The 16,003-nt window shown below is 64.3% G+C and carries 12 protein-coding genes and 1 pseudogene; 4 read left to right on the top strand and 9 right to left on the bottom strand.

The window, feature by feature from the left end:
- Both FHG66_RS12180 and FHG66_RS12175 read right to left on the bottom strand, forming a co-directional pair.
- Positions 1-239, bottom strand: a pseudogene (locus FHG66_RS12180) (hypothetical protein); the annotation flags it as partial.
- 70 nt (positions 240-309) lie between these two features.
- The gene (locus FHG66_RS12175) at positions 310-1,416 is read right to left on the bottom strand and encodes a zinc-binding metallopeptidase family protein (RefSeq protein WP_139077122.1); all 1,107 of its coding nucleotides are present in this window, start codon (positions 1,414-1,416) and stop codon (positions 310-312) included.
- Between the two features lie 272 nt (positions 1,417-1,688).
- Here FHG66_RS12175 and FHG66_RS12170 point away from each other — a divergent pair, with 272 nt between their 5' ends.
- Entirely contained in the window at positions 1,689-2,666 is a 978-nt protein-coding gene (locus tag FHG66_RS12170; protein WP_139077120.1) for a transglutaminase family protein, read from the top strand.
- A gap of 50 nt (positions 2,667-2,716) precedes the next feature.
- On the opposite strand, the gene FHG66_RS12165 is transcribed toward FHG66_RS12170, so the two are convergent.
- The 4 genes from FHG66_RS12165 to FHG66_RS12150 all read right to left on the bottom strand — a co-directional run bounded on the left by FHG66_RS12165 (position 2,717) and on the right by FHG66_RS12150 (position 7,101).
- Positions 2,717-3,784, bottom strand: a complete 1,068-nt coding sequence (locus FHG66_RS12165; protein ID WP_139077118.1) for a M42 family metallopeptidase — start codon at positions 3,782-3,784, stop codon at positions 2,717-2,719.
- 100 nt (positions 3,785-3,884) lie between these two features.
- Positions 3,885-4,457 carry an alcohol dehydrogenase catalytic domain-containing protein gene (locus FHG66_RS12160; RefSeq protein WP_139077116.1) on the bottom strand — a complete coding sequence of 191 codons (573 nt, stop codon included), beginning with the start codon at positions 4,455-4,457 and terminating at the stop codon, positions 3,885-3,887.
- A gap of 718 nt (positions 4,458-5,175) precedes the next feature.
- Positions 5,176-6,186: a glycosyltransferase family 8 protein gene (locus tag FHG66_RS12155; RefSeq protein ID WP_246082574.1), complete on the bottom strand. Its 1,011-nt coding sequence runs from the start codon at positions 6,184-6,186 to the stop codon at positions 5,176-5,178.
- Between the two features lie 315 nt (positions 6,187-6,501).
- Positions 6,502-7,101: a L,D-transpeptidase gene (locus FHG66_RS12150; protein WP_139077114.1), complete on the bottom strand. Its 600-nt coding sequence runs from the start codon at positions 7,099-7,101 to the stop codon at positions 6,502-6,504.
- Positions 7,102-8,059: 958 nt separating this feature from the next.
- Here FHG66_RS12150 and FHG66_RS12145 point away from each other — a divergent pair.
- The 3 genes from FHG66_RS12145 to FHG66_RS21600 all read left to right on the top strand — a co-directional run bounded on the left by FHG66_RS12145 (position 8,060) and on the right by FHG66_RS21600 (position 12,382).
- Positions 8,060-10,006 carry a putative bifunctional diguanylate cyclase/phosphodiesterase gene (locus FHG66_RS12145; RefSeq protein WP_176556235.1) on the top strand — a complete coding sequence of 649 codons (1,947 nt, stop codon included), beginning with the start codon at positions 8,060-8,062 and terminating at the stop codon, positions 10,004-10,006.
- A 359-nt stretch (positions 10,007-10,365) separates the two neighbouring features.
- Positions 10,366-10,758 (top strand): hypothetical protein, encoded by a 393-nt coding sequence (locus FHG66_RS12140; protein WP_139077110.1) that lies wholly within the window; start codon positions 10,366-10,368, stop codon positions 10,756-10,758.
- A gap of 493 nt (positions 10,759-11,251) precedes the next feature.
- Complete coding sequence (locus FHG66_RS21600) at positions 11,252-12,382, top strand: globin-coupled sensor protein (protein WP_176556234.1); 1,131 nt, start codon at positions 11,252-11,254, stop codon at positions 12,380-12,382.
- A 247-nt stretch (positions 12,383-12,629) separates the two neighbouring features.
- Here the strand turns inward: FHG66_RS21600 and FHG66_RS12130 are convergent, their stop codons facing one another.
- From FHG66_RS12130 to FHG66_RS12120, 3 genes are all read right to left on the bottom strand, one after another.
- The gene (locus tag FHG66_RS12130) at positions 12,630-13,067 is read right to left on the bottom strand and encodes a DUF488 domain-containing protein (RefSeq protein ID WP_218013835.1); all 438 of its coding nucleotides are present in this window, start codon (positions 13,065-13,067) and stop codon (positions 12,630-12,632) included.
- Positions 13,068-13,363: 296 nt separating this feature from the next.
- Positions 13,364-14,335: an NAD-dependent epimerase/dehydratase family protein gene (locus FHG66_RS12125; RefSeq protein ID WP_139077108.1), complete on the bottom strand. Its 972-nt coding sequence runs from the start codon at positions 14,333-14,335 to the stop codon at positions 13,364-13,366.
- A 572-nt stretch (positions 14,336-14,907) separates the two neighbouring features.
- Positions 14,908-15,867 carry a glycosyltransferase family 2 protein gene (locus tag FHG66_RS12120; RefSeq protein ID WP_139077106.1) on the bottom strand — a complete coding sequence of 320 codons (960 nt, stop codon included), beginning with the start codon at positions 15,865-15,867 and terminating at the stop codon, positions 14,908-14,910.
- Between the last annotated feature and the right edge of the window lie 136 nt (positions 15,868-16,003).

Raw genomic sequence — 16,003 nt, 5'->3', positions numbered from 1 at the left:
ATCAGATCGTAGGGCCAGTGCCGGTCGATGGAGCCGCCATCCTCGCCATAAACGCGAAAGCTGATCCCCATGAGACGGATGACCTTTTCAGCCGTGGCCACACGGTCGGTCAACTCCTGTTCGTCCAGCGAGGCCAGATAGGCGCAGAGCGCCTCGGCGCCGGGACGAGGCCGGCCAGGAGACTGGATCAGCTCGTCGAAGGCGGAATCGGTTGGATAATCGTCCCAGCAGATGCCCATGATGCTCCTGGCAGATCGAGAACAGGTCCTGACCGCCTGGGGCAGTCGCACGGACCCAAGGCAGCCCTAATCAACCAGGATCGGCTTTGTTCCCGTTCACCTTGCGGCGATCCATGTTCCTTCCGGTCCCAACCATGTCATGCACGAAGCCAAGCTTGGCCACGACGGCAGGGGACAGCACGAAGGGGTAGAGATCCGGCAGCCCCATGCTGCGGTTGAGCGAGTTGACCGCCAGCGTGAGAGGTGTCCAGGCTGCCACCAGAACGTCGATGCTCTCGGCCTGGTAGGCATCGAAGTCGACCCGCGCGGCAAGGCTCTCGGCCTGTGCACCGCCCGGATGCAGCCGCAGGCCAAAGGCCCCCGCCGTCCCGAGCGTGTCGACCATGTGGAGGTAGTGCGCCCAGGTCTCGGCCCAGTCTTCCCACGGATGCGAGGCGGCGTAGGCCGAGATGCAGCGCTCGCGCCAGTCCGCCGGAGGCCCCTGGTCGTAGTTGCGCTTGAGCGCCTCGGCGTAGTCTTCGCGCTCGTCGCCGAACAGCGCCCGGAAGCGCCCCAGAACGTCCTGTCCGCCGTCGCGCACCAGCCGGTCCCAGTAATAATGCCCGACCTCATGGCGGAAGTGGCCGAGCAGCGTGCGGTAAAGCTCGCTCATGCCCTCGCGGCGGCTTTCGCGTTCCGCGTCGTCGGCCTCGGCGATGTTGATCGTGATCAGTCCCGAATCGTGCCCGGTGAGGACCTTGGGCGCACTTGGGTCCAGTGGGTCGGCCAGCATGTCGAAGGCCAACCCTTCCGGCGACTCGGCACGGGTGGCGAGAGGGAGGCCGAACTGGAGGAGCGAGTAGAACAGCCGGTGCTTGGCGTCCTCCAGCCGGCGCCAGCGCAGCATGTTCTCGGGTACCGACAGGTCGGGTATGGTCAGGTTGTGGCGGCAGGCTTCGCAGAAGACTGTCTCGTCAGCCCCGGGCACCAGCCAGTTGCAGACCTCGTGCCCGGCGTTGCGGCAGAAGCGGTAGAGCACTTCGGGCTCGTCGAGCGGACGCCAGCCGTCGCCATCGGGCCGCAGCGCCGCCAGGGTCTGCCGCGCAGCGATGTAGCCAAGCCTGTGTCCGCAGCGTTCGCAGGAGCTGTTTTCGAAGAAGAGCGTCTGCCCGCAGTTCTGGCATTCGAAGAGTTGCATGGAAGTTCCTGAAAGGCCTGGGACGTGGGATGGGCAGGCCACTCGGCCTTGGCGTGGGGTTCTAAGAGATTCCGATGACGATTGTTCCCGCGACTTTCCTGTTTCGCCGCAGGAACGTTCCCGACGCGGACGGCTTAGAACACGAGCGATGCTGCCTGGCGCGTCCGGCCAGGTCGAATCGTGGTAGCTTTTGCGCCCGTGACCGAGAACCACCGGTGAAACTCGCACGTTCGTATTCGTCCGACCGCTCGGGCGCAGCCAGGGGGCCTTTGTTGGTTCATCTCACGATCACCCACAAGACGAGCTATCGCTACCGCGAGCCGGTGCAACTCAGCCCGCACCGGCTGATGCTGCGTCCGCGCGAGAGTCGCGATCTGAAGATCGTCAGCAGCGCCATGGAGATCTCGCCCGATGCGACGGTTACCTGGGGGCACGACGTCGCGGGCAACGCCGTCGCCACCGCAACCTTTCCGTTCACGTCGATGACCGACCGTCTGGTGATCACCTGCTCCACCGAGGTCGAGCACTCGGCGGCGGCTTGGCCGGTGTTCGACATTGCGGCTTCGGCCATCTCTTTCCCGTTCCGTTACTCGGACGAGGACTGGACCGATCTCGGAGCACTCAGTGTGATGCAGCATCCCGACCCAGGTGGGCGGCTCGCCGCATGGGCGCAGGGCTTTGTGTGGGGCCGACCCACGGACACGCTGTCGCTGCTCCAGGACCTGAGTGCCGGGGTAGCCGGGGCTCTCGCCTACGAGACGAGGGACGATGAAGGCACGCAGTCCCCGCTGGAAAGCCTGGACCGTGCTGCAGGGTCCTGCCGGGATTTCGCCGTACTCTTTGCCGAAGCGGTCCGCAGCCTGGGCTTCGGGGCGCGTCTCGTATCCGGGTACCTCTACGATCCGGGCGAGCGCCTCCTCGGATCCCAGGGGGCGGGCACCACCCATGCCTGGGCCGAGGTCTACGTGCCGGGAGCGGGCTGGATCCCCTTCGATCCGACCAACCGGAGCATGGGAGGCGCCAACCTCGTGCCCGTCGCGGTCGTGCGCGACATTGTCCAGGCCGTTCCCGTTTCGGGCAGCTACGTGGGCAAGCCCGATGCATTCGCGGACATGACCGTCACAGTCGAGGTCTCCGGCGGATCAGAGGACGACGAAGGTGGACCGACCGAGGTCGGTGCCGGTGAAAGAGCCGGGCTTGCGGAGACGGAAAGAACCGAGCCTTCACGGACGTCCGACGACACAGCGTGACGCCTCCCTTGTGGGGCGATGCTGCCTGGGCGCGAGCCGTGCTTCGGCCCTCAACGAGGCGTGAAGTCCGTGTCCGGCGTGATCCGTCTGCAGTATGCGGCCAAGAGGCGCGCGGAGGCTTCCAGGTCCTTGAGGCTCAGCACTTCGCAAGGCGTGTGCATGTAGCGCAAGGGTACGTTCAGGAGCGCGGTGGCCATGCCGCCCCGGTTCACCTGCATGGCCTTGGCATCGGTCGGAGTGGCGCCGGCCGTGACGTGGACCTGATAGGGAATGCCTTCCTCCCGGGCGGCCTGCGTGAGCAGATCGAACACGACAGGATTCGTGTTCGCGCCGCGGTCGATCCCGGGCCCCTTGCCGATGTCGAACTGCCCGTGCTGGGCCTTGCTCACATCCGGGTAGTCGATGGCATGGCCCATATCGACGGCGATGCCGGATTGCGGAGCGATCCCGAAGGCTGCCACTTGCGCCCCCCGGGAGCCGATCTCCTCTTGCACGGTCCCCACCGCATGAACGCCGACCTCAGGGTGGAGCCCGCCCTCCTCCCGCAGGAGCCGCAGCGCTTCGGCCACCACGAACAAGCCGGCCTTGTTGTCGAAGGCCCGCGCCGTGGCGCGCCCGCCCAGGAGCGTCTGGAACTCGTACTGGTAGGTGACGACGTCGCCTAGTTGAACGATGGCTTCGGCCTCCTCGCGGGAACTGGCCCCGATGTCGATCCAAAGGTCCTTCATCTTCGGCTTTTCCTTGAGCTCCTCAGGGTCGAGCAGGTGGATGGCCTTGCGTCCCACCACGCCGGTCACCCGCTCCCGGCCATGCACCCAGACCCGCTGGCCCATGGGCGTCGTGCTGTCATGCCCCCCGATGGCGCTGAAATGGAGCAGGCCGTCGTCCCCGATGTGGTGGATGATGAAGCCGATCTCGTCCATGTGCCCGGCCAGCATGACCTTCATGGACGCATCCGGGTTGAGCACGGCCACCACGTTGCCGGCAACGTCCGTCGTGACCCCGTCCGCAAACGGTGTCGCGTACTCACGGTACAGCCGGGCCACCGGCTGCTCGAAGCCGCTGGGCGACGGCGCCGAAACCAGTGACGTCAGGAACTCCAGCGAACTGGATTGCATGTGCGAACCTCACAAGTTGTCTTTAGGAACCGAATCATGGCAGCGGCGAAGCCGCGTCCACGCTGTGCATGGGGAGGGAAAGGGCGCGATGCTTCGCCGCTCACAGCTGCCCTGTTCGTGGCGTTCGGCTGTTCCGGCGCCGCCGCGCCGTGGTGGCCAGGACCCCGACGATAGCGGCCGCTGCAACCTTGGCGACCAGGGCCGGGCTGTCATGCCTCCGGGCCGCTCGGATGCCCATTTCGGCCGGCATGTTCCGAACCTTGCCGCGCGCCAGGTCCGTCAGCACTCCTTCGGCCACGTTCACCCGGTCGGCGCCCGGGAGCAGGAGCCGGTGGGTTCGGTCCCGAAATGCAACGCGGCGCATTACGCCGCTCGGGCCTTGCGGCGGCGTGGATGTCCCCACCACTGCCGGGAGCCGGTTGTGTTCGATGAAGCGGAGCACCTCCACCCGGGCGACCTCCGGCGCGACATCCTCGACGTCGGCCGTGAACTCGCGGCCGAAGGTCATCCCGATGTAGGGGGCGGGGACTACTCCGCTGTAGAGATGCAGGTCCGAGCCGCAGATGCAGGATCGCGTGACGCGAAAAATGGCAGCGCGAGGGTGCTCGACGGCTGGCATGGGCTTCTGGTCGGTTCGCACGCGGCGTGGCCCCCGGTAGTCTGAGGCAAGCATGCGAGGTCCCTCCGGCATTGGCTTACTGGAACCTCCCGGACCTGCGATTGTTCCGGCGTTGCGGCTAAACCGAAGCCCGCAACCGCCTGCCTGACTTCCGCTGCCATGCGTCCAGCCCTGATGAGAGACCACTAATAGGCCGAGCGAATCTCAGCTCTCACAGCGCCGATGACATGAACTTGGGGAGTATGGGAAATCCTCTTACGTTCCGGCAGTGGGGGAGGATCGACCGCGCTGGCCAGCTTAACAGGGCAGGCAGGCTCAGCGTGTCTGTAGCGGGGGAGCTGAACCGACGCTCTCGGCCGCGCTGGCCGTTTGTTGTCAAAAGAGGTGAAAAGCCGTTCCATGTTGCTGGACCAGCGACCTGGGTCCGCTGTTCTCCGTGGCGCGGCCTACTGTGTACAGCACGCTCCGGGGCCAGCCTGGGTCAGCCTGGCCAGCAGACTTACCAAACGGAGGCCGTAGCGAACAGCCGGAAAACGACGGGACATTGTTGGCGAAGTCAGGACGAGCTGGTGAAATCGGCAAAGAGCGAGGTAAGGGCAGGCGTCGGTTGAGTGCCGAAGGCTCGACAAGCAACCGGCTCCGACCTCCCCAACAGCCTCGGTCGTATGTTGAACCCAGCCAGCCCGGGAGGTCGCTGCAGTTTGCCTGCAAGTGCCGTCCTGACTGGCTCCGACGTCCACCCTGAAACGGGTCCAAACCCGAGCCGCCTTGGTCATGCTTGACGGTAAGCTTTGCTGGGCCAGCTGGACGCGAAAGATATTGCCGGCGCATGGACGGTGAGATCTGAAGGAAAGCGGGCGAGATAGCGCGCGGTTGCGGGCGCTCCGATCCAGTGCTTCCACAAGTGCTTACGCATCAGAGTGGGATTGAGGGCCGGCCCGGATTTCACCGGAGGCAACGCCCGTTCGGGCCAGTGAACGGCCATGAACTCCGCCATGGCACGGGCAAACCGAGGGGGCAGTTGCCCATCCGGGTCCTTCCAGGGCTTCCGTGAGCCGATGAAGTGCACGATGTGCGTCTCCTGCATAGCTTCGAAGAAGCGGGATGCCCACGTGTACTGCCAGTTCCAGACCGGCGAGAGCTCGGCCCAATCTCCCTGGAGCACGGCGTTGTAGAGGTTTTGGTCGTGCCGGATCATCTGATCCGCCCTGCTTCGGCCAAGCTGGAGACACTGGCCGAGAAGATCAGCTGCATTATAGGCCGCCACATCCATCAGGAGAACGCCGGCGTTGAAGTACGCCGCCGCTGGCAGACCCAGTTGACGAAACTGACGGACGTGCCGTCCCGGCGTGCGCCACTGGGTGTTATCGCGCACAGCTCCGATGGCCCGCCCGCCAAGGTTCACTCCGAGCAGAGCCTCGAAGTCACCGCCCTGCACAGACACATCGGCGTCGAGGTAAAGAATGCGTTCGTAGTCCTGAGCAAGCGCAGCCGGCAGCGCCAATCGCAGATACACGTCAGTGGACGCGCCCGCATCGAGCCGGAGCCCCTGGAAGAGCTCGCCGGTCCGGATCTGGCAGATCCGAATGCCGACGGGCTCCAACGTCGCGGGTAGTTCGATCGGAACCTCGCCCGTGCAGAGACAGATGTCGAAGCTGCGCCGGGGATGCAGGGCCGCAATGCGCACCGCAGCAAGAGCCGCATAGGGCACGTAACTGCCGTAACAGCAGAAGACGACAGCCCGTCGGTGGGCGGCCGGACGGTCGGCAGTGACCTTGATCAAGGGTTCGGACTCCCGATTGAAAGCTCCCGCAATGATGAAGAGTTTTCAGAGTCGATGGTAGTTCCAAAGGTCACGAAAGGAACATGGCTGACCAGCGGCGCGGGTGTCATGTCAGGCTGTCCAACCCTCCAGCGCGCACCGTGACAGCAGCCAGAAGGATGGGAAGGCCAGCATGGCCCAGAGCTTTGCGCGCGAGTTCAGTAGGGGTGCGGTATTTCTCTGTCTCTCGATGGCCTGCATGGGAGGACTTGGTTCAAGAGCACGAAGTCTCGATCCGCCATACCTCGCCAGCAGGTCCTGGCATGGTTCCCTGATCTAACCGGACAGCGGAAAATCTTGTGAGTAGAGGACAACCCGTGTGTTCAGGGGCACCATGTCATAGAGGTCGACGATGTGCTCGTTGAGAAGTCGCGCGCAGCCGTTCGAGACCGCCGTCCCGATGGTCTGGGGCGCGTTGGTGCCATGGATGCGCAGAAAGGTGTCGCCCCGTTCGGGGGTATGAAGATAGAGCGCGCGAGCGCCCAAGGGGTTTGCAGTCCCACCCGGCATCCCGGTCTCGGCATAATGGCCGTAGCTGTCGGGGTCGCGCTCGACCATCTCGGGCGTAGGGGTCCAACGCGGCCATTCCTTCTTGGCGCCCACATAGAATACCCCAGGCTCGTAGAGACCTGGTCGGCCAACGGCGCAGGGGTAGCGAATGGCCGTCAGGTCGGGCCGCGTCCAGTACAAGGCAAAGGTGCCAGGATCGATATGGATCTCGCCTGGGGGCAGTTGGGCCTTGATGCCGACGATCCGGGGCTGGAGCTTCGTGGAAAGGCCCTGGTCCACATCGGTGCTCTCATGCGCTGCAGCCGACGACCAGCCCACGCCCAGAGTGGCTAGGCTGCAGGCCAGCATTTTACGGCGATTGAGCATGTAAGGCGTCCTCCGGGCTCGTTTCAGCAGACCATGAACCGGGACCTACCCCGGCGGGTTCATGTCATCCAATAACATGCGGCTGAAGCGGTCAGATCCAACGGCGGGCTTGGTTGCAGCCGTTCGTGTTCAGCCATGCCGACCAGTGCTGTGATGCGCCTCTCGGTATCTGCGATGGGCCAGGGTGCCGCAATTTGTGGGCCAAGCCGTCTTTGGTTGAGGCCCTATTCCACCTTGCGGCCCATAACGCGCCATTCGAACCAAAGCCGAGAGGTCTTAGTCACCCGTCGAGACTCCGACACTGTCGCAAGGGGTCCCAGGCCGGCGCCTCTGTCCTGCTCAGGTCCAGACCCGCCCACCCTGCTGTCCAAGAACCCCCAAACGGGAGCCTATTTGGACGCGTACCGGTGTCCGATGCCGCTGCCGCGTTGGGGTATATTCTATCTGACACAATCCTTGTCACTGTCGTCCCGCACGGTACCGAAGGCGGAGTACATCCCAGCCTTGGGCGACGGGATTACGCTGCTGAACGGGCGTGAGGACTTCGTGATGACACATAGCGTGCGGTGGGCTGTCGGGGATCCATCATCGCTCCTGACGTGCGGCCCGGCGTGGCGGGATGCAGTCGCTGGAGCATCTGGTCTGCGATGGCAGGCGCGTCGTGGGGCAGCGCGCGGGGTTGACGATCCGGGGCCGAACCCCGGCGCTGCGCCCGATCGAAGCGGGCCTTCCGCCAACTGCGCGGTGGGCTGCCGGCGCATGATCGAGCGAGGCACTCTGTTCGACAGGAACGTCGAGATCGGCTCGCGATGCGAGCGGCAGCGGCTGGAACTATCCGGGGTGCGATAGATCGAGGGCCTCGCACGGTGGTCCGGCGCACAGTGCGGATCTTCGACCCTAAACGTTCCTTTACTTCTTGATGGGATGCTGCACCCATGTCGGGAGGAGCAGCATGCAAATGGCCAAGCGCATTCTAGGCTGGCTAACGCTGCGGTCCGTGGACCCGGACCTTGCCGTTGCTCAGTACAGACAAGTTCAGCGGCAGATCCCGATGCTGTACGCCTTGCTGAGCGTCAACGCGGTAGCCGTGGCTTACACCCACCTTGGGGTGGCCCCCGGATGGATGACGATCTGGGTTCCGGCTGTTCTGGTGACCGTGAGCCTTGTCCGCCTCGTGACTTGGACGAGACGACCTCAGCACGTGGCCGATGCCGGTCAGGCCCTGCATATGCTTCGCCGCACGACGGTCTTGGGTTCGGTCTTGGCGATCGCTTACATCGCCTGGTCCTTGGCTCTGAACGGCTACGGCAACGACAGAGAGCATGCTCATGTCGCCATATTCATCGCAGTCACGGTGATTGGATGCATCTTCTGCCTCATGCACCTGCCTCAGGCCGCGCTCGCGATCACCACCATCGTGACCGTCTCCTTCCTGGTGTATTACCTGTCCTCCGGAGACAGGATCTATACAGCCATCGGGCTGAACATCCTGCTGGTGACGCTTGTCATGATCCGGGTCCTCCTGAACAGCTTCCGCGGCTTCGATCAGCTGATCCGAACGCAGGGGGAAACGACCAGGCTGAACCGCGACGTCACTCTCCTGGCCCACACGGACATGCTCACTGGATTGCCGAACCGCCGGCTCTTCTTTTCCGAACTGGACGAGGAGGTAGCAACCTGCCGGACGCAAGGGCGGGAACTTGCCCTGGGCCTCATCGACCTCGACCGCTTCAAGGCGGCTAACGACACCTTTGGTCACCTGCTTGGCGATCAGCTGCTGGAAGCAGTCGGCCAACGCTTGCGCGATGTGTTCAACTCGGACTGTTTGGTGGCGCGCTTGGGAGGAGACGAGTTCGGCTTCCTCCTTGAGAGTGATGGCGCGGCCGCTTGCGATCTGGGAGTCAGAGCGTGTGACGCGCTCTCGCGCCCGTTCAGGCTGGGCGACATCACTGTCTCGATCGGCGCCTCCTGCGGCATCGCCACCACACGTGACGTTTCCGGCACGGCCATGTCCCTCTATGACGCGGCAGACTACGCCCTGTACAACGCCAAGAGCGAGCATCGGGGTGTCTCGGTCCTCTACTCGGCGAAGCACGAGCGCAGGATCCGCTCCGAGCGGGCCGTCGAGGCGGCCTTGCAAGCCGCCGACCTCGACGCTGAGATGGACGTCCACTTCCAACCCATCGTTCACGTGGAGCGTGGTACCGTCCTGGCCGCAGAGGCTCTCGCGCGCTGGACCAGCCCTCAGATCGGGCAGGTGCGGCCCGACGTTTTCATCGCCCTCGCTGAGCGGGCCGGCATCATCCATCGCATCACGCTCATGCTTCTGGAAAAGGCTCTGGCCTCCCTTGAGCGTCTGCCGTCCGGCATTCTCCTTTCATTCAATCTGTCGGCACACGACCTGGCCTCGGAAGAGGCGGTCACGGGGCTTGCAGCGGTTATCCAGCGCTCTGGGGTAGAGCCCTCCCGTCTGGTGTTCGAACTCACCGAAACGGCGGTCCTGCGCGACTTTCCTGCGGCGGAACATGGCATGCGCCGCCTGCGGGCACTGGGCGCGCGGATTGCGCTGGATGACTTCGGAACCGGTCAGTCAGGCCTGAGCTATCTTCACCGCTTGCCCATCGACAAGGTCAAGATCGACCGAAGCTTCGTATCAGGAGCGAGCGAGCCTTCGGGCCGTGAACTTCTATCGGCTGTCGTAGCACTCTGCCGGTCCCTGCGGCTGGAATGCATCGCCGAGGGCGTGGAGGACCAGCAGCAACTCCGCCATCTTCGGGAGATCGGGTGCGATGCCTTCCAAGGCTACCTCTTCGCCAAGCCTATGCCCGCCGAGGAACTCACGGCGCGGTTCGGTTCAGCAGAACATGCCAGGGAACTCGTGCATCAAGAGCTGCTGCGGGCCTGAGGTTACCCGACCTGCTGATCGAGGCGAACTGAGGGCATGGGGGTCACTCTATCCGTCGGGACTGCGGTCTGGCCCATATCCGCTGCCTATCCCTTCGGCCCAGCATCGTTGTACGGAGCCCGCGACGGGGTCTCCTGTAGGAGCACTGCCTTGCCTGCATGAGCAGCCCCATCCCTGGTCGATCTGTGCAACGAGCTGGTCCGAGTACAAGGATGCGCTGGACCGACGTGGCTTCCTGCCGGTCTGGTTGGACAGCGACATAAGGTCGCCTGCAACCAGGAGCGGTCGGCCTGGTAGACGCCAAACGGACTCCGACGCCGCCATTCAGTTCTGCGTGAGCATTCGAGGGGCCTATCAGCATGGCGCTTCGTCAGGCGATCGGCATGATGTGGAGCCTGCCGGTGACGGCGGGTCTGAACTGGCCGGTGCCGAAGGTCTTCATACACTGCCGGAAGCAGCAACCTGTCACGATCCAGGTGCCCTGCCGCCGCTCACGCGTCGGTCTGGACCTGCTTGGTCGAGACGCGAGCGTGACGATGGGGGAGGTGGCGACTGGCAGGTGCAGCGGCACGGCCCTGGACGGCGGCAGCAAGGGCGCAGGGGTCCACAGGCCCATGGACACGGCGACAAGGGACATCCCGGCCGTGGAACTCAGGACGAGCCCACAAGTCGACGGCATGGTGCTGCCGGACCTGCTGGCGCAGCTCCAACCGGATGAGCCTTATGGAGCCGCCAAGGCGGACGGCGCCTGAGAAGCCCGTCAGTGTCGAAAGGCGGTCGGTGGGCGTGATGCGACCGCCATGGTCCCAAAGGCAATAATGGCCATCTTGGAAAGAGGCCTGCGCTGCCGAGGCAAGGAATGGGATCCTCTAGGCCTCAAGGCAATTGGGACGGGTTGCCTGGGAGCGCTCGACCGGCCATCACGCACGAAGCCGGACCGGGGGCGAGCCTTTGATAAGCTGCGGTGTGCCGGGCAGGGGGCTGACATCCCGGCCCGGACACACTGGCGACCGAAGGGGCAAGTCGTCTGCGCAACCCGTCGCGGCTACGGCCCCAGCTGGCTAGGTCTCAGTGCCCGGTGTGGCGCGGGACACCGGAGCAGCGAACGGGATGCTGGATGTCCTTGGCCCAGAACTTGAAGACAATCCGCAGGACTTGGTGAACTGCTCGCGAGCCCGGATTCACGTTGCGTCAATCAGAACGCTCCAGAGAAGGTTCGGATCTCTGCATGGAGGAGCTATGGCGATGCAGCCCGAACTGAGCCTGGAAGACCGATTTGCCTTCATGGGGCTGACCGAGGGTCAACTGGCTGACACCCGAGCGCATCTGCCGGTCTTTCGCGAAGCCATCGGTCGTGCTCTGGAGGTCTTCTACGACAAGTTGCAAAGCACGCCAGAGACCAATCGCTTCCTGCCCGACGGCTCACGGCTGGGTGGGATGAAGGCGGCCCAGGCCGGTCACTGGGAGTACCTCCTCGGCGAGCGGCTGGATGAGGAGTATGTCGCAAGGGCGCGGCGGATCGGGCAGACCCACGCCCGGATCGGGCTGGAGCCGCAGTGGTATCTGGGCGGATACGGCTTGGTCCTGGGCCACCTCATCCGTGACGTTCTGCCTACGCTGATGGCGGGTGGATTCTGGGACCGAAAGGACCGCGCCAAGGAAGCTGCTGGTGCCATCAGCAGTCTCGTGAGCCTGGCGGTGCTGGACATGGAACTCGCTATCTCCACCTACATCGAGGCCCTCGAGCAGCAGCGCAATCAATCCGACGCGGCTCGCACCACGCTGGCGACCGCCGTCGAACGCCTGTCCTCCGCCATGGAGGAAATGACCAGCAACACTGCCCAGACTGCGGAGAGTGCGGCCCGCACCGAAGCCCTCGCATCCGAAGTGGCACGAGGCGCGGACGAAAGCGGACGGGCTGTCCAGCAGACAGTGTCCTCCATGCGGCTGATGGCAGAGCGCATTCAGATCCTGAAGGAGATCGCCCGACAAACCGATCTGCTGGCCCTCAATGCCGCGATCGAGGCGGCTCGCGCCGGCAGCGGCGGTGCCGGCTTTGCCGTCGTTGCCAACGAGGTTCGCAAGCTGGCCGAGCGGGCAACGGTTGCAGCGACGGACATGCAGACCCTTGCATCCGAAGCGGTGAGCGTGGCCGAGGAGGGTGGCAGCCAAATGGCCGCACTCGTTCCCAATGTGCGGCAGATCTCCGACCTGGTGACAACCATCTCGGCCGCTTGCCGCGAACAGTCCGTCGGCACCACCCAGATCAACAACGTCATCCAGGATCTGGCGCGCATTCAGGACAAGCCCGCTGCGTCCCAGGCGCCTATCAAGGGTCGGGGCCTGAGGCCTGACACGATCCGTATGGCGAGCTGAGCCGAGCCAACGTCCAGTCGATCGGCGAATGAGGCGGAATGCCGATCTGTCCCCCCGGGGGGAGGAGCATGGAAGCACCCAGAGCGTCTGTGCAACATGGGGACGGGGCGCTCGCAAACCGAGGTCGCGGATCAGGGGTCGGTGCAATCGGCCATCGCGCGCATATCCGATCAAGAGCTTCCGGCTGGTGCGACCGAACGTCGGTCCAAGCGAAGCCGTGACCCTCGCGCTTGCGTGTCGGTCTACCTCAGAGGTCCCGGATCTCGCAGCCGGTCGCCTTGCGGATCATATTCGCGACGATCCGGCGGTGGCAGCCTGCGGCGCAGGCCTCATAACACAATAGCGCGGCGGGGCGCTCGCGGGCGATGGCAACGGCGAGGGCCAGCGCATCCTGCGCCTCCGGGGTCGCCATATGCTCGAAGAAGAGCGTCTCCATCTCCCCGATGCGCCCCTTGCGGGCCGCGTCACGGCCCGGCTTGGGCGTGCCGAGACCCCGAAGGTGCTCGTAGCCGATGCCCTCGGCCTCCAGGGACGCGCGCAGCATCGTCTTCGAGAACCCGGCACGGCGGGAGGCGGCCACGGCACGGACGTCCAGGACGACTTCCACGCCCGCAGTCCGCAGTGTCCCTATCACCTCGGGCAAGGTCGCGGCCTCATAGCCGATGGTGGACAGGATCATCGTCATGCTGCCTCCGATGTGGAGCGTGCCTGCCGGGCGCCAAGGCCTGCACGGGGCAGGCGCCCTCCCGCTCAACCGTCGCTGTCGCGTTAAGCTTCGCTGGAGCCTCGGGAGCTTTGACGCAAACCTCGCTCGGCATGGAGGACGGACCAGATCTCGGGAGAGGCCTGCGTAGCTTTTTAGGGGAACGTGCCGCTTGCGAGGACCAGTTCTCGCCGCAGTAGCGACGAGACGGGCTGGCTGAAGAGCCTACTTCGCCTAGGCCCTGCTACATCCTGCGCGGTAGGGCAGGGGCGGGGGTTTCAGGCCCAGCCCGTCGGCCCGCTGACCCGTCCCGCCGCGATCAGTGCCGCGACAGCCTCCTGAACGGCAAGCAGGCTGCTCCAACGGGGTTCGTAGCCCAGACGACGACGGCCCTTCTCGATCGAGTGGCATGGGCTGCGGACGATGTGCTCCCACGTGGCCTGAGCGTCCTCGGCATTCTCAGTCTGCTTCCATTCCTCGAAGGGCTGGAACCTGAGACGGGGCTCGTGCCCGAACCAGCGGAACATGGCCTCGGCATAGCCTTTCAGGTTCAAGGCCTGGGGCGAAACGGCGTTGAACGCCTCTCCGACCGCCGCCGAGCGGTGGAGGATGCCGCGAAGGATCACCTGTGCCACGTCCTCGGCATGGACATGGTGGACCGTCTCGAGCCCGAGGTTGGGCAGGACCAACTCCTCGCCTCGTGCGATGCGGGAGAACACGTCCACGTTGAAGTTACCCGCCGGGTTGAGCGGCACCCAGCCGGGCCCGACGATGTGACCGGGCCGGAAGATGGTCGCGGGAAAGCCCGTGCGCCGCGCCTCGGCCACAAGCCAGGTCTCGATGGCAGCCTTTGTGGTGCCGTACTCGCCGAAAGGATTGAGCGGATCGTCCTCGGTGGCGGGAACGGCGGCGTTGTGGCCGTAAACCCAGATCGTGCTGCAATGGAGGAAGTGCTCCACCCGACCGCGCAGCGCCTCGACCAGCCCTTGCGTGCTGGACAGGTCGAACGAGATCATGTCGACCACGATGTCAGGCCGGAGTTCCGCGATGCGCGGGCCAAAGCGTCCAAGGACCTCCTCTGCCGTCCGGTCCGCCACGACCTGCTCGACCCGCGCCCAGGCAGCGTGCGCGCGGTAGGGAGCGGCCTGCCCGCGACTGACGTTCATCACCTCATGTCCGCGTTCCACCAAGGCAGGCACCAGATAGGTGCCCACATGGCCGCTGCCGCCGATCACAACCACACGTGCCATGCCCTGTCTCCTTGGAATTGCGGATCCCAGCATGCGCCGATCGCACCCTTAGCCCGCATTCTGAACTCATGCGAGGAGATGGACCAAGCATGACGCCGATCGAGGGGCCTGTCGAACTCCGGTCGGTGTCAGGGTGAGCCGCCGTTCCAGTCGGGCAGTCCGCTTGCTGCTCCAACCCTCCGAAGCATCCGCTCGCGGGCATCGGGGGATGCTCTCCAAACCCAGAACTATGGACAGAACGTCCCCAAGAACTGTCTCAGATCAGCCCGTGTAGCCTACGGCTGGGAGTGACATGGAAGTGGGGAAAGACGCGGGCCTGTGTTCCTGGTCCACGCGTCGCGCCGATTGGTGGCCATCACACGTGCCTGCACCGGAAGCCGTCGGCAGCCTTCTGGCTTCGCCTGCTGATCATCGCGGCGGAGGTGCTGTCGTAGTGATCGCCGATGCTCGTGACCTGGGCTTCGTTCCCAGCTTCAGTCAAGCGCTTGGAATGACGCATGAGACTGCTAGACCGGGGTCGATATCGCGCTGAGCCCTTGGTGGGCCGCTGTCAGGCAGGACCGAGTGACGTATCAGTCCGAGGATCGCTGAATGCAGGTGGCTATGGAGGGATGCTCGCGGCCGAGCTGGCTGACGATCAACCTTTTCAGTTGACCCTTGACCCCGAGGTCGGAGTAGGCGCCGGGCACTCGGATGCCAGCTTTCCGTAAGGGCTCGAAGCGATCCTCCTTGGAAACGCGTAGAATTCCTCCATCAAGGAACTCGTCGCGCATTTTCGTGGGAGTTCTTTCCCAGACGGCGCGCCGCAGGGCATTGAGGGACTTCTTGAGATCGAGCTCGCGCCGCAGCCATCTCTTGTCGACACCCAGATTTCTCGTGGTGGACTCCTCATTCTTCGCCCAGACTGCCAACTTGTCGCGGTAGATGTAAACAGGCTCATTCACCATGTAGGTCCGCATGGGTTCATCGAGCGCGGGAATGGTATCCATGCGAAAGGCCAGTTCGACACGGATATTCCGGGACCAGAATACCGCGCCATTGGATATTCCCACCCCACCAAAGAGCCCCAGGCGTAGTTCCTTGGGTTGGTAGATGCGCTCGTCGAATATTCCGTCGAAGATGCCGTAATTTTCAGCGTGCGCTTCTGCGGTGCCGGTCTTGTATTCGATCTCCTGATTGATCTGGCAGATCGAGAGCCCCGTTCCCTTGAGGATTTCGATGCCTCGCGTCATGAAGTCCGGGCGCACCTGATTATCGTCTTCAAACAAATAGAAGTACTCGGCACCGTAGGGATTTTCGCGGAGGAAGCAGTCGTCAAGGTTCTTGACCAAGAACTTCTGCGGTCGGTTCGCGATGTAATGAATGCGGGGGTCGCCTAGCTCTTCCACGGCAGCCCGCGCACTCTGGTCGGGGCAGTCGTCGCGGACCTCGCAAACCCACTCCTGATGGGTTTGAGCCTGAAGGCATCGCATGGCGCGCTTGAGCAACTCCGGACGCCGGTATGTCGGCGTCCTTACCAATACTAGGGACATAATTCTTCCTTGGTGCACTGATTCCGCCAGGTAGCCATCGCGTGTCTATCATATTGGCCCTGTTGCGGAACCCGTGTGGGCGGGCGCGTCGCGCGCCGATCCGGGAAGGCAAGAGCAAGCCCGGTGCGCCCTGCCG

The organism is Rubellimicrobium rubrum, from assembly GCF_006152115.1.
Lineage (GTDB): Bacteria > Pseudomonadota > Alphaproteobacteria > Rhodobacterales > Rhodobacteraceae > Rubellimicrobium > Rubellimicrobium rubrum.
Note: the sequence above shows the minus strand (reverse complement) of the source record. Positions and strands in the feature narration are given on the sequence as shown.